Source organism: uncultured Shimia sp. (genome assembly GCF_913054185.1).
GTDB lineage: Bacteria > Pseudomonadota > Alphaproteobacteria > Rhodobacterales > Rhodobacteraceae > Shimia.
This window is the reverse complement of record NZ_CAJXIV010000110.1, coordinates 1-13,099: the sequence shown is the minus strand read 5'-3', so window position 1 is coordinate 13,099 and position 13,099 is coordinate 1. Positions and strand designations below refer to the sequence as shown.

Sequence of the window (13,099 nt, the reverse complement as noted above, 5' to 3'; positions counted from 1 at the left end):
GCGATCCACCCGGGCTACGGCTTCCTGTCAGAAAACGCCAACTTTGTGCAGATCATCGAAGACCACGGCCTGACCTTTATTGGCCCCACTGCGGAACACATCCGCACGATGGGCGATAAGATCACCGCCAAAGACACGATGATCAAACTGGGCGTGCCTTGCGTGCCTGGATCTGAAGGCGGCGTACCTGATCTGGCGGCAGCCAAAAAGCTGGGCGCAGAGATGGGCTACCCGGTCATCATCAAAGCCACCGCAGGTGGCGGCGGGCGCGGCATGAAAGTGGCGGCCACCGAGGCCGACATGGAAAGCGCCTTTATGACCGCGCGGGCCGAGGGCAAATCCAACTTCGGCAATGACGAAGTTTACATCGAGAAGTACCTCACCACACCGCGCCACATCGAGATTCAGGTCTTTGGCGATGGCAAAGGCAAAGCGGTCCACCTTGGTGAGCGGGATTGCTCCTTGCAGCGCCGTCACCAGAAGGTGTTTGAGGAGGCTCCTGGCCCCTCCATCACCCCGGAAGAACGCGCCCAAATTGGTAAAATCTGTGCGGATGCGGTTGCCAAGATCGACTACATTGGCGCCGGCACCATCGAGTTTCTTTATGAGAACGGCGAGTTCTTTTTCATCGAAATGAACACCCGTCTTCAGGTGGAACACCCAGTAACCGAGGCCATCTTTGGTGTCGATCTGGTGCGCGAGCAGATCCTTGTGGCCGCTGGCGAATCCATGACCTTTGGACAGGATGATCTGGAAATCAATGGCCACTCCATTGAGGTGCGCATCAACGCTGAGCGTCTGCCGAACTTTACCCCATGCCCAGGTAAGATCACGGCGTATCATGCGCCTGGTGGTCTTGGGGTACGTATCGATTCAGCGCTGTATCAGGGCTATTCCATCCCGCCCTACTACGACAGCCTGATTGGCAAGCTCATTGTGCACGGCCGCGACCGCGCCGAAGCACTGGCCCGTCTGGAGCGTGCCTTGGGAGAGTTGATTGTGGATGGTATCGACACCACTACACCGCTGTTCCACGCCCTGCTTCAGGAAAAAGACATCCACACCGGTGAGTATAATATTCACTGGTTGGAGAAATGGCTCGACGCCAATATGGCCGAAGGCTGATACCCTATGGGCGCGCATCATGAGTGAGGTCACACCCGACCTCTTGATGCGCGCCTACGGCATGGGAGTCTTCCCCATGTCTGAGAACCGCGATGACCCGGACATTTTCTGGGTGGACCCGATCCGCCGCGGCATCTTTCCCCTCGACAGCTTCCACATCTCCCGCAGTCTTGCCAAACGCATCCGGCGTGGCCGCTATACTGTGTCCCTTAACGCGGATTTTGAAGGTGTGGTAAACGGCTGTGCGGACCGTGAAGAGACCTGGATCAACGACCAAATCCATACGCTCTACATGGCACTGCACCAGCGTGGAGAGGCACACTCTCTGGAGGTTTGGGATCAGGACACGCTCATTGGCGGTGTCTATGGCGTGACCCTAGGTGGGGCCTTCTTTGGCGAGAGCATGTTTTCACGGAAAACCGATGCATCAAAAATCGCGCTTGCCTATCTGATCGAGCACCTGCGCCGATGTGGCTTCACGCTGTTTGACACGCAGTTCGTGACCGATCACCTCATCTCACTAGGGGCAATCGAAGTTCCACGGGCAGATTATCACAAGATGCTGACATGGGCGTTGCGGCATGACGCCGACATCACGGCTCACTCGTTGCCGTCGCCCTCAGAGCTGCTCTCTGCATCCACTTGAGCCAAACCAGTACAGCGCAGCACCCAAACGTCATAACGCGCATGATCCAGCGCGCTCAACGCCGGCGAAGACGCCACCATCCAGCCCTGAAACACATTTGCGCCCTCGCCCTGATCTTCATAGACCGAGATAAACGCATAGGCGTCGCCGTTGGGGTTTTCGCTTGGGTGACGGCACTGGGCCATATCCACACGCAGCGTGCCAAACTTCACCGAATACCCGTTGTCGAGCTCAAAGTCCGCCACCTGCCCGGTCAGCTTGTCCAGCCCGCGCAGCTGAGCACCCTTGCCCACAGTGGCCGCCACCACACTCTCGCTTTTTACATCACCCAGCGGAATGTGAAGTGTCTCATATTTGAGCGGCTCGATCTCCAACATCTCGATCTGAATGTCTTGCGCCTGCGCCACCACCGGCAACATCAGCGCCGCAGTCAGGGTCATCAGCTTATTCATCATCGCCTCCGCTCACAAATTTCAGAAGCAGCGAAATCAGGCTCACAGAGCTTTGTGTGTCCTCGATTTCATCGCCAGCTTCAAAATTAAACGGCGAGCCGCCTGGCAGAATCTCGACAAAATTCCCACCCAGCAGACCCTCGGAAGACACCACCACCGCACTGTCATCCGGCAGCGCAATGCCGTCCAGCACGCTGAATGTGGTCTGTGCCCGGAATGTCTGAGGATCAAGCTGGATGTCGGTCACAGTGCCAATTTTCACACCGGCCAGCCGCACATCCGTGCCAACGCTCACACCCTCAATTGAGCGGAAAGATGCGTTCAGACCATAGCCGCTGCCACCCTGCCCAACACTGGCAAACTGGGCGCTATAAAGCAGGAAGCCAGCAGCCGCAGCGACAACGGCAGCCCCAACAAAAGTTTCTGTACGAACGGCAGACATCAGGCTTACTCGGGGCTCCAGGCCTCATAGTCGGACCGCTCCACCGGTGCTTTACCATGTGCGCGGATGGTGCCCGCAGGGGCGTAGGCCAGCGCACTGCCGGTCACGTTTTCCTGATGCGGGATTTCCCACTCTTTGTGCTTCAGCGGCTTCTCGCTTGGCACCTCGTCAAACGTCCGGTGCAACCAACCATGCCAATCGGCACTCACGCGGCTGGCCTCGACCTCGCCGTTGAACATCACCCAACGTTTGGAATCATTGGCGGTGCGGTAATAGACGTTGCCTTGCTCGTCTTCGCCCATTTTCACGCCTTTGCGCGCCGTAAACAGCTTGGTGTTCAGCGTGCCGCCGTTCCACCAGGTCAAAACATTGTTGATTGTGCTCAAAATGCCCATGGGAGTCTCCGCAAATTCTTCCCCCATATGGACTATTTGGCCGCAAAGGTCCAGTGGCGGAACGGCGCACATAGCGTGAATACAATCAGCCTTTGGCGGCGGCCCGCCCACGCACCATGATCACGAGGCCAGAGAGCACAATCAACGCGCTGCCAATCACCATCCAACTGTCCAGATGTTCGCCAAACACCACCACCCCAAGCGCCACGCCAAACAGCAACCGGCTGTAGCGGAACGGCGTCACCGCCGACACTTCACCGATGCGCATCGCCCGCATCAAAGCGCTATAGGCAAACACGCCACAGGCCACTGCCGCGATCACGCTCAAAAATGCCTTGGGCGGCGGTGTGTGAAACGGCACCTGCTCCCAGAGCACCCCATAAAGCGCCCCAGCAACCACAATTGCCAGAAACCCATAGAGCCCCAGCACCGCAGTGCTCAGGCTTGCCGGTGCCGCCCGGCTTGCCAAATCCCGTCCCGCAAAGCCCAACATGCCAAGCACGGCCAGCATCGACAGCCAGCTAAAGCTCTCGCCCCCCGGTCGCACAATCAGCACCACGCCAATCAACCCAATCACAATCGCCAACCAACGCCGCCAGCCCACCTGCTCGCCCAGCACCAGCGCCGCAAAGGCCACCACCACCAAAGGCGTGGCCTGCAAGATCACAGTGGTCGAACTCAGCGGGGTCAGCGCAAGCGACAGCGTGAAAAACAATCGGCCAACAATCTCAAACACCACCCGCACCTGCATCGGGCGCGAAACCACCTCTTTGGGCGCCAATGGCTGCGATTTTGCCCGCAGCCACAGCGCAAAGACCATCGCCCCCCCAGCGCCAAACAGCACCATCACCTGCGCAATTGGCAGGCTTTGGGCGGCCGCCTTCAGGAATGCGTCTTCCACGGCAAACCCCGCCATGGCGACAACCATGAACAGCGCGCCCAGCCGATTGGCGGCGCGGTCGGTGGCAATATGGGCTGTCATAGAAAACGCCTTACTTGGAGACCCGTGCGGTCACTTCGATCTCGATCTTCATCACCTCTTCCATCAGGTTGGCAATGATCATCGTCGCGGCAGGCTTGGCCTTGGCAAAGACCTCACTGGTCACCGGCCAGCATTTTTCAAAATCCGCGCCATTGGGCAAAATGTAATTCACCCGCACCACATCATCGAGCGAACTGCCCGCCTCTTCCAGCGCCTTGCCAATGGTGGTGAGTGTATTGCGGCACTGATCAGCCACATCGTCTGGCATGGTCATGGTCACATAATCATAGCCCGTGGTGCCAGCCACAAAGACCCAACCATCCGCCACAACTGCGCGGGAATACCCGATTTTTTCCTCAAACGGCGATCCTGTGGAAATGTGGCGTACAGACATGGAAAGGCTCCTAAAAATGGGGTGGCTAAGACATCTTCTGGCAAAGCTAGAGTGTCAATGGGTGAGAACCACAAAAAGGCACCCCGCTTTTGGGGTGCCCAAACTGCTTCACAAGAGCCGTTGGATCCGATCAGCCGCCTTGATTCCTCTGCAGGCTTTCCAGAACCACATCAAGTGAAAAACTACCGGGCTTTTGACGCGGTGGATACTCGATGAAGGTCTCTAGGAAAGCCCCCACAAAGGCTTGCGCTGGGACAAGAAGGAACAACCGCTCAAACCGCCATGTGCCGTAATTAATCGACTCGTGATCCGCAATTTCAAACGGATCTGAGTAGAGATCAAAAATCTTCGGCAAACGCAGGAAGGTGAAGGGGTTTTCCCAGACATCCATGCCATGTGCGCGTTGTTCGGCAAAAACAATTTTCCACCGATTATAGCGTAAGTTCACCAAATCCCCGGTGTCAGAGAAGTAGAAAAACTCGCGGCGCGGACCTTCGTCAGCCTCGCCTTTCCAGCGCGGCAGAAAGTCATAACCGTCCAGATGCACTTTGGTGTTGTCCTCGCCAAACTGCGGACCTTCCAACAATTTTTCTTTCAGGTCTGTGTCGCCAAGGGCTGAGGCAATGGTCGGGAACCAGTCCATATGGCTGATAATATCGCTGGACCGCGTGCCCGGCTCAATCACGCCGGGCCATTTGACAATCAATGGAACGCGGTAGCCGCCCTCCCAGTTGTCGTTCTTTTCGCCCCGAAAAGGCGCAGTGCCACCATCAGGCCAAGTGAATTTCTCGGCCCCATTGTCGGTAGTGTACATAACGACGGTGTTGTCATCGATTCCCATCTCCTCGAGCTTGGCAAGCAACAGCCCGACATGGCCATCATGCTCGACCATACCGTCCGGATACACCCCGAGCCCCGTCACACCTTGGCTTTCATTTTTCAGATGGGTGAACACATGCATACGCGTCGCATTCCACCACAGGAAAAACGGCTTTTCCTGCTCATTTGCCCGCTCCATGAAATCAAGCGCCCCGGCTGTGATTTCTTCGTCGATGGTTTCCATCCGCTTTCTTGTCAGCGGACCTGTATCTTCAACTGTGCCATCGGCAGAAGACTTGATGACGCCACGGGGGCCAAATTTTTCGCGAAATTCGGCACCTTTTGGATAATCCACATTCTCCGGCTCTTCTTCGGCATTCAAATGGTACAAATTGCCAAAAAACTCGTCAAATCCGTGATTTGTGGGCAGGTGCTCATCACGATCACCCAGGTGGTTCTTACCGTATTGCCCGGTCATGTAACCCTTGGACTTCATGTATTCCGCAATGGTCGGATCCTCAGGCCGCATGCCTTCTTCAGCCCCCGGTAGCCCAACCTTCAGCAACCCGGTACGAAACCCGCTTTGCCCCGTGACAAAGGCCGCACGCCCGGCGGTACAGGACTGTTCGCCATAGGCATGGGTGAAAATCATACCGTCCTTCGCGATTGAATCGATATTTGGCGTCTCATAGCCCATCATGCCTTGATTGTAGGCGCTGACATTCCAGTACCCAATGTCATCCCCCCAAATCATCAAGAAATTCAGCGGCTTGTCTTGCGCAGACACACTGGTCGCAAACAGCAGAGCCAATGTTGGGACGACTGTTCGGAACTTAAATTTTGGAAGCTTTTCTAAATTTATCATAAAAATTCATCCTTTTTTGCGCCCGCGTCGCAGGCTCGCCCCTCCACTCTACCCCCAAATGGCCATCCAACAACTGATTGCTGTGTGAGTGCCCCTTCGATACAGAACCGGCACAACAGCGCCCTGCCGGCAAAAACGATAAAGCCGAGAGCAACACCCCAACAAAAGGCGCCCCACCAGGACGCCTTCCCAATCTCTCTCAGACTTGGCGACAAAATCACCCCGCCTCAGCAGGCTCCTTTTCGCCGACGCCGTGGATCGTCCAGATTTGGGTGCTTTCCAGAACTGGCTCTCTTGTGTGGTTGAGCTTTCTGTAGGAGATTGCCAAGCTGGAACCAAAGGAGACTCCGCTATGTTGGTCTATGGACTAAGCACGTGTTCAACCTGCAAAAAAGCCCTCAAAGCGCTGGAGGATTCCGGTGTAGAATGCAAATTCAGAGACGTCCGCGCCGACCCGCTCAGCGAAGCCGAGCTAGCAGTGTTGATCGCAGAATTTGGAGATCGTTTGGTGGACCGCACAACAAACGACTGGCGGGGATTGAGCGACTGGTTGAAACACTCCGAAGCCGAGGATCAACTCGCGGCCAAACCAAAGCTGATGGCACGCCCTGTGATCCAACATGATGGTGCTTACTATCTTGGGTGGGACGAGTCGGTGCAGAAAGCAGTGCTGCCCGCACAATAGGCATGGTGATGCCGGCGCGTCACGTCTACGCCCTTCGTTTCTTGTGCGTTGGCGCTGGCTCCAGCGTCCAACCGAAGAAATTTGCGACAAATGTCGGTTCTGAGCCAAGAGTGTCGAACGCTTCGCAATATTTGAATGGCATTTTCCGTCTCGATTGACCCTGATCGAAACCGATGACTAGTTGTTGAAAACTCGCCATCGAGAGGCGGACATTGCGGTACTTTAGGGTGCTTTGATCATGAGTAGCCAGTTCTCGCCGTCACTTTCCCATCCATTTTTGACAATTGGTCGCCTTGCAGAAACCTTATAGCCATGGCGCTCATACAATTTTCGCGCGCCAGTATTGTTGTCCGCTACAATCAAACTCATTCCGCGCGTTCCCCGACATCTCTCTGCAAAGGTCAACAAAGAGGATCCAATCCCTTCCCCTCTGGCCTCAGCAACTGTCGATAAAACAAACACATAACCGGTGCCATAGGCTTCGCGTTCAAGCAACATCAGTGGCTCAAAAAGCGGAGAAACGTCACTTGTCAATTCTTGTGGGTTTTCCGGCTTTTGATAGGCAATCAAACAGCCTAGTGAGCGGCCATCAATCTCAGCGATCCAGGTGTTAGTGTAAGATATTCCAGCATCCTCGCTTTAGATACGTTCGAGCCCAAAACTTTCCGCGCTTTGGCCGGGTTCCGCTAACGTACGCCACAGATGCAAAGCCATTCCCTCGGTCGCTCTGTCAACCAAAGGTGCAAGGAAGGCAGCGTCGGACCGTTCAGCGCGGCGTATTTCAGATTTGCTCATGGCTTATCTACTCATCGCTTGTAACTTTACCCAGCAGGATGACATTCCGCGAACTCATAGGCAACTTTGCTAGACCTGCACGACTTGGGCCACAACGGAGCTTCAAGAAAAGGGGACTTTCCAAAAGACGTCGAGTTCACCTTCTTTGTTCAAACTGCTGACTTTACTCCCCCACAAAAAAAGGCGCCCCACTGGGACGCCTTCCTAATACCCCTTAGCCTATCGCGAGAAATCGCCCTGCCGCAGCAGGCTTTTTCTCGACGTCGCCGATGATCATCACTGATGGCAGCATTGCCCGGCGGTTTCCCCACATCACAGGGCCCCTGCGCATCCGGAAATCCCTGCAAAGTCACGCCAACATAGCCGGTCGCCCCTCTCAACGTTGAAAAATTTCGTCACGCTGGTAACTTCGGGTCGTTTGGGATCCGTCAGCAAGCGTCATTGTGATTTTCACGGTCTCAATCGAGCCTTGTGGGAATGTAATATACGGGGGGTTTGGTGCTGATGCACCGGCCGAACATGGGGTGAACCCCTGAGTCTTCATTGGCCCACCATTGACCGAATACTGGAGCCGGCTGACCCCACACGCATAAGGCGCCACAGAAGAAAAATTCAGCGCGTCATAAGGCCAGCTTTTTGTGACCACCGCCCAAGGCGTGCTGCTTTTCTTCAACATGGCCTGATCCTGAGCGCGCTGGTTGGACGAGACCCCAGGAGCCGTTGTGGCGGCTTTCGTTGTGGTTGCCGCGCCGCTCGCGGTCGCCGTTGCGGCGGCTGTTCCGCCGGAGACTTTGGCGTAATTTGCCTCCCAAACCGAGCGGCTTGGAAACTGCATATCGCCCAACTGCTCTGGGTTTTCACGTTTGGCTTCTTCAAACATAGCCCGTCCCAAGGCGTAATCATCGGTGACGTCGACACCAGGATATTTCTGACGATATTGCTCCTGGACCTGCTTGTCCGCCTGTTTGTCGATGGCGTCATAAAAAGGGTCAGCCATTCCGGATCCGATAACTGCCGCAGTACAGCCGGAAAGTGACAGCCCCATCAGCAAGAGCACCGGTGCGCGCCAAATGCGGCCAGTGAACAGCGGGACGGATTTGGATAAGGTGTCCAGCCGGAAATATTTTTGGGTCATATTTGTTCCTGAAGAATTTTTGCCTGCCCGGCAGCCTGACATAATTGTCCGACAAATCAATCCACATTCTCACGGATTGGGTTCAATCCCTCCAGGTCGCCCCAGGATGAACCTAAGTCACTCATTTTACACATCAATTTCTGAGTGAAACCAGGTCCGAAACGGCCGTTGGAGTGATGCTCGACTATAACAGCTTCCGCCTCGGCCACAGCGTATCTGCTCGAGGTTGAGCATCAAAGTGATCTCTCGCCCTTTGATCGAAAGCCGTACAAAAGCAAAAGGCGCCCCATCGGGACGCCTTCCTAATCTCTCTCAGCCTATCGCCAGACCTCAGCCAGCCTCAGCAGGCTCTTTCTCGCTTTCGCCGTGGATCATCAACGGCGCCGCAGCACCGGTGGCTGCTTCTTCGTTCACAACCACTTCGGTCACGCTATCCTGACCCGGCAGCTCAAACATGGTGTTGAGCAGGATCTCTTCCAGAATGGAGCGCAGGCCCCGTGCACCGGTTTTGCGTTCGATAGCACGTTTGGCAATTGCGTTCAGCGCATCATCGGTGAACGTCAGTTGCGTGTCTTCCAACTCAAACAGACGCTGATACTGCTTCACCAGCGCGTTTTTCGGCTGTGTCAGAATGATCACCAACGCATCTGCGTCCAGATCTTCCAGCGTTGCCAAAACCGGCAGACGGCCGACAAATTCCGGGATCAGACCAAATTTCAACAGATCTTCCGGCTCCAGGTCCTGGAAGATCTCACCAACGCCACGCTCATCATTGTCACGCACATCCGCGCCAAAGCCCATGGCAGAGCCTTTGCCACGTGCGGCAATGATTTTGTCCAGACCGGCAAACGCACCGCCACAGACAAACAGGATGTTGGTGGTGTCGACCTGCAGGAATTCCTGCTGCGGATGTTTCCGGCCACCTTGCGGCGGCACGGAGGCCACAGTGCCTTCCATCAGTTTCAGCAGCGCCTGCTGTACACCTTCGCCGGAAACATCACGGGTGATCGACGGATTTTCAGACTTGCGGGTGATCTTATCCACTTCGTCGATATAGACGATGCCACGCTGCGCGCGCTCCACATTGTATTCAGACGCCTGCAGCAGCTTGAGGATGATGTTCTCCACATCCTCGCCCACATAACCAGCCTCGGTCAGGGTGGTGGCATCCGCCATTGTGAACGGCACATCCAAAATCCGCGCCAATGTTTGCGCCAGCAGGGTCTTACCGCAACCGGTGGGACCAATCAGCAGGATGTTGGATTTCGCCAGCTCAATATCGCCGGTTTTGGCCGCATGGTTCAGACGTTTGTAGTGGTTGTGCACCGCCACAGACAACACGCGCTTCGCCGTGGCCTGACCAATCACATAGTCGTCCAGCACGTCACAAATCTCACGTGGTGTTGGCACGCCCTCAGAAGACTTCAGCCCGCTGGCTTTGGTCTCTTCGCGGATGATGTCCATGCACAACTCAACGCATTCATCACAGATAAATACCGTTGGGCCCGCAATCAGCTTGCGCACCTCGTGCTGGCTTTTTCCGCAGAAGCTGCAGTAAAGCGTGTTCTTGCTGTCACCACCGGACGTGTTCGACATGTCGTACCTTTCAGGCCAAATCTTGCCCCATTTGAAGAGGGCTACCCACGTTTCAGCCAGCTTAGGCCAGCGTCAAAGTGGGCACAATGCGAAAGTGCCCGGTGGCGTGTTTGCGCCACCGGGCACCCAATAGTTAGCTTACTTCGTCGTCACCTTTGGCGCGGTTTTCGACTATCTCGTCGATCAAACCCCACTCTTTGGCGTCTTCCGCGGACATAAAGTTGTCGCGCTCAAGCCCCTGCTCCACCTCTTCATAGGTGCGGCCAGTGTGCTTGACGTAAATCTCATTGAGGCGCCGCTTCAGCTTCAGCGTCTCTTCGGCGTGGATCATGATGTCCGTTGCCTGACCCTGATAGCCACCAGACGGCTGGTGCACCATCACGCGGGAATTCGGCAGGGAGAAGCGCATACCCGCTTCACCGGCAGTCAACAACAACGAGCCCATAGAGGCCGCCTGACCAATCACCAGCGTGCTCACCTTTGGCTTGATGTACTGCATGGTGTCATAGATCGACAGACCGGAGGTCACCACACCACCAGGGCTGTTGATGTACATGCTGATCTCTTTGGACGGGTTTTCCGCCTCAAGGTGCAGAAGCTGCGCCACGATCAGGGAGGACATGCCGTCATGCACCGGACCGTTGAGGAAAATGATGCGCTCTTTGAGCAGGCGCGAGAAAATGTCATACGCGCGTTCGCCCCGGCTGGTCTGTTCGACAACCATGGGCACAAGGGTATTCATATAGGTTTCAAAAGGGTCGTTCATATCGCCTGCCTGTTGATCGCTCTGCGGCCCGCCCGTCGGACCCTACCAAGAGAGTCTTAGTCATGGGTTTGAGGGGCTGCAAGGCCACCTAAGGTTTTTTGAGTTAAGGGGAGGTAAAGATGGGGGGCTTGGGGGAGTAAGAATGCTTGTTTCTTCTTCAAGTAACGCTAAGACTAAAGCCGTGAAAGGCAGGGGACTGGGAGAGCATGTTAATCGCCAGACTTATTCAGGTGCTCTTTGGTCTCGTCGTGATTTTTTCGGCGCCTGAGTTGGGTGAGAAAGCCCAATGCTTCACAGAAGTCTTTCAACAATTTGGATCTTGGAAATCGCTGATTTGTGAACCGTACGTGGCTGTGAAGCTTTGGTTCATCGTGCCTTTCGAACTTATAGGTGTGGTGGTATGCGTTCTGGCGTTAAGAAATTCTAAGTTGGTAACAGCGAGATACCCTTGACCGGGCAACGCCAGTCGTTTGCTTCAATACCGATGCAAGGCATCGGCAGCGCCCGAACCGCCCCCACGGGGCGGGCGCTTCGCTTCCTGCCCCTCGGTTCGTGCGCAGTCAAAAGTTTCGCTGGCCCGTCACTCCTGCAACACTCCCAATATGTTTAAGACGTGCAAAATCACAGCTGCACTCTAGGCCTCTGTAGCATAGCCCCCTCGTTTGATCCTCTTGCGGATTTTCATGCCCCAAAACACCGGCGCAAACAAAACGCGCACCATGGGAACGAATACGGGATGCGCTTTTCGGAACATGAGCCCTGAATACTGATTGGCTTCTCTTTCCTGCTCTTTGATTTGGCCGCCCTCAGTGTGCTGATGAAAATGATGCCCAACTTCATGATAAAACGTCATTTCCGCCCTCATGGTCGCCAACCATCTGTGAAGCCTGCGCGGATTTTTATTGGGCCAGGCAAGCACAATGCTATCATAGTACAGAAGGTATTGTCCTAGATAATCCATCTCGTCTTTCAAAGCGACGACATCGATGCGCGTGACGGTTGAGATCGCGAGATCAGGCATCTTGCTCCAGCACTTCAGATAGCGGAACACCAATTCCGGCTGTGCCACCTCGTCCGAAATATATACCGGCACGCCTCCAGCCAGTTCCCCAAAAACCTGGTCTCCATAGCGTTTGGCGATCAAATCGACGGTGTGCCTGTTGTATGCATGCAGTGGCGCGGACCGAAGCCGTGTTATCGCAGACCTAAAGGCCGCGTCATCCAACTCATGCAACAAAGTAAGAAGAATCCCTAGGTACTTGGAACTCGGCCCAATAGGTCTGCGCTGCCATGCCTTTGAGGCCAGTTTGGCTTCAACAAGCGGCACCGCGACATCCGGTTCCCGAAGCAGCGCGCGCCAGGCGCTGCGCACGGTTTCCACATGATTGGTCGATATACCCCGCAGCAGCCGCTCAACATCTTTTTCTCGCAAAAGTTGTGTCATGCGTGTGATGTAAGTCGTTGAAGACCCACCCACAAGCCCTCAGAGCGAGCGCTTCGGTTTCCACCTCGAGATCGTGCGAAGAGGCTCGGCTCGCTACCTTGCGCAAAACTGATCAGCCGGTGAGAGAGAATGCACGTGGCAAGCTCTGGCCTTCCGAGCAGAAATCGCAACAATATATCCCACGCCATTTCCAAGCCCCAAAGGACCCACCACCATGCGCAGCTTCGACGACCTCTTCGCCATCTCCGCCGAGCGCAAAGGCGGTGCCGACGCGCTCGAAGCTTTGCTCACCAAACCCAAATCCGCCGCAGACCTTGCGCAAATCCCCGAAGACCGCTGGCTTGCGCAATTCACCAAAGGCGTGTTTCAGGCAGGCTTCAACTGGAAGGTCATCGAAACCAAATGGGACGGCTTTGAAGAGGCGTTTCACGGCTTTGACGTCGACCGCTGCGCCTTTATGCATGACGAGGACATGGACAGCCTGATGTCCAACACCGCCATTGTGCGCAACGGTCCCAAAATCCGCACCGTTCTGGAAAACGCCCACTTCATCCAATC

15 protein-coding genes are annotated in these 13,099 nt (G+C 55.4%); 4 read left to right on the top strand and 11 right to left on the bottom strand.

Going from position 1 to position 13,099, the window contains the following annotated elements; all coding sequences use genetic code 11:
- Nucleotides 1-1,125, top strand: a 1,125-nt coding sequence (locus QZ517_RS17705) for an acetyl-CoA carboxylase biotin carboxylase subunit (RefSeq protein ID WP_294229548.1), incomplete at its 5' end; no start/stop codon positions are given.
- A gap of 19 nt (nt 1,126-1,144) precedes the next feature.
- Entirely contained in the window at nt 1,145-1,771 is a 627-nt protein-coding gene (gene aat, locus QZ517_RS17700) for a leucyl/phenylalanyl-tRNA--protein transferase (RefSeq protein ID WP_294229545.1), read from the top strand.
- On the opposite strand, the gene QZ517_RS17695 is transcribed toward aat, so the two are convergent.
- From QZ517_RS17695 to QZ517_RS17670, 6 genes are all read right to left on the bottom strand, one after another.
- Complete coding sequence (locus tag QZ517_RS17695; protein ID WP_294229542.1) at nt 1,726-2,223, bottom strand: DUF2155 domain-containing protein; 498 nt, start codon at nt 2,221-2,223, stop codon at nt 1,726-1,728. The genes aat and QZ517_RS17695 overlap by 46 nt on opposite strands.
- Entirely contained in the window at nt 2,216-2,665 is a 450-nt protein-coding gene (mlaD, locus tag QZ517_RS17690; RefSeq protein ID WP_294229538.1) for an outer membrane lipid asymmetry maintenance protein MlaD, read from the bottom strand. Before mlaD ends, QZ517_RS17695 begins: the two co-directional genes overlap by 8 nt.
- Before the next feature lie 5 nt (nt 2,666-2,670).
- The gene (locus QZ517_RS17685) at nt 2,671-3,060 is read right to left on the bottom strand and encodes an NADH:ubiquinone oxidoreductase subunit NDUFA12 (protein ID WP_294229536.1); all 390 of its coding nucleotides are present in this window, start codon (nt 3,058-3,060) and stop codon (nt 2,671-2,673) included.
- Nucleotides 3,061-3,145: 85 nt separating this feature from the next.
- Entirely contained in the window at nt 3,146-4,042 is an 897-nt protein-coding gene (locus QZ517_RS17680; protein ID WP_294229532.1) for a DMT family transporter, read from the bottom strand.
- A gap of 10 nt (nt 4,043-4,052) precedes the next feature.
- Nucleotides 4,053-4,436, bottom strand: a complete 384-nt coding sequence (locus QZ517_RS17675; RefSeq protein WP_294229529.1) for a RidA family protein — start codon at nt 4,434-4,436, stop codon at nt 4,053-4,055.
- A gap of 130 nt (nt 4,437-4,566) precedes the next feature.
- A complete protein-coding gene (locus QZ517_RS17670; RefSeq protein WP_294229526.1) occupies nt 4,567-6,120 on the bottom strand; it encodes an arylsulfatase in 1,554 nt (517 codons plus the stop codon).
- 352 nt (nt 6,121-6,472) lie between these two features.
- On the opposite strand from QZ517_RS17670, the gene QZ517_RS17665 reads away from it, so the two are divergent.
- Complete coding sequence (locus QZ517_RS17665; protein WP_294229523.1) at nt 6,473-6,805, top strand: ArsC/Spx/MgsR family protein; 333 nt, start codon at nt 6,473-6,475, stop codon at nt 6,803-6,805.
- Nucleotides 6,806-7,027: 222 nt separating this feature from the next.
- Here QZ517_RS17665 and QZ517_RS17660 read toward each other — a convergent pair whose 3' ends face one another.
- The 5 genes from QZ517_RS17660 to QZ517_RS17640 all read right to left on the bottom strand — a co-directional run bounded on the left by QZ517_RS17660 (nt 7,028) and on the right by QZ517_RS17640 (nt 12,541).
- Complete coding sequence (locus QZ517_RS17660) at nt 7,028-7,408, bottom strand: GNAT family N-acetyltransferase (protein WP_294229551.1); 381 nt, start codon at nt 7,406-7,408, stop codon at nt 7,028-7,030.
- 568 nt (nt 7,409-7,976) lie between these two features.
- Nucleotides 7,977-8,735 carry a hypothetical protein gene (locus QZ517_RS17655; protein ID WP_294229520.1) on the bottom strand — a complete coding sequence of 253 codons (759 nt, stop codon included), beginning with the start codon at nt 8,733-8,735 and terminating at the stop codon, nt 7,977-7,979.
- A gap of 330 nt (nt 8,736-9,065) precedes the next feature.
- Complete coding sequence (gene clpX, locus QZ517_RS17650; protein ID WP_294229517.1) at nt 9,066-10,331, bottom strand: ATP-dependent Clp protease ATP-binding subunit ClpX; 1,266 nt, start codon at nt 10,329-10,331, stop codon at nt 9,066-9,068.
- A gap of 133 nt (nt 10,332-10,464) precedes the next feature.
- Complete coding sequence (locus tag QZ517_RS17645; RefSeq protein ID WP_294229514.1) at nt 10,465-11,097, bottom strand: ATP-dependent Clp protease proteolytic subunit; 633 nt, start codon at nt 11,095-11,097, stop codon at nt 10,465-10,467.
- Between the two features lie 634 nt (nt 11,098-11,731).
- The gene (locus QZ517_RS17640; protein WP_294229511.1) at nt 11,732-12,541 is read right to left on the bottom strand and encodes a hypothetical protein; all 810 of its coding nucleotides are present in this window, start codon (nt 12,539-12,541) and stop codon (nt 11,732-11,734) included.
- 214 nt (nt 12,542-12,755) lie between these two features.
- Here QZ517_RS17640 and QZ517_RS17635 point away from each other — a divergent pair.
- Nucleotides 12,756-13,099, top strand: a 344-nt coding sequence (locus tag QZ517_RS17635) for a DNA-3-methyladenine glycosylase I (protein WP_294229508.1), incomplete at its 3' end; no start/stop codon positions are given.

Bases quoted from the DNA above. Each gene is read 5' to 3' on its own strand.
- aat (WP_294229545.1), top strand. From the start codon at position 1,145: ATGAGTGAGGTCACACCCGACCTCTTGATGCGCGCCTACGGCATGGGA.
- QZ517_RS17695 (WP_294229542.1), bottom strand. From the start codon at position 2,223: ATGAATAAGCTGATGACCCTGACTGCGGCGCTGATGTTGCCGGTGGTG.
- mlaD (WP_294229538.1), bottom strand. From the start codon at position 2,665: ATGTCTGCCGTTCGTACAGAAACTTTTGTTGGGGCTGCCGTTGTCGCT.
- QZ517_RS17685 (WP_294229536.1), bottom strand. From the start codon at position 3,060: ATGGGCATTTTGAGCACAATCAACAATGTTTTGACCTGGTGGAACGGC.
- QZ517_RS17680 (WP_294229532.1), bottom strand. From the start codon at position 4,042: ATGACAGCCCATATTGCCACCGACCGCGCCGCCAATCGGCTGGGCGCG.
- QZ517_RS17675 (WP_294229529.1), bottom strand. From the start codon at position 4,436: ATGTCTGTACGCCACATTTCCACAGGATCGCCGTTTGAGGAAAAAATC.
- QZ517_RS17670 (WP_294229526.1), bottom strand. From the start codon at position 6,120: ATGATAAATTTAGAAAAGCTTCCAAAATTTAAGTTCCGAACAGTCGTC.
- QZ517_RS17665 (WP_294229523.1), top strand. From the start codon at position 6,473: ATGTTGGTCTATGGACTAAGCACGTGTTCAACCTGCAAAAAAGCCCTC.
- QZ517_RS17655 (WP_294229520.1), bottom strand. From the start codon at position 8,735: ATGACCCAAAAATATTTCCGGCTGGACACCTTATCCAAATCCGTCCCG.
- clpX (WP_294229517.1), bottom strand. From the start codon at position 10,331: ATGTCGAACACGTCCGGTGGTGACAGCAAGAACACGCTTTACTGCAGC.
- QZ517_RS17645 (WP_294229514.1), bottom strand. From the start codon at position 11,097: ATGAACGACCCTTTTGAAACCTATATGAATACCCTTGTGCCCATGGTT.
- QZ517_RS17640 (WP_294229511.1), bottom strand. From the start codon at position 12,541: ATGACACAACTTTTGCGAGAAAAAGATGTTGAGCGGCTGCTGCGGGGT.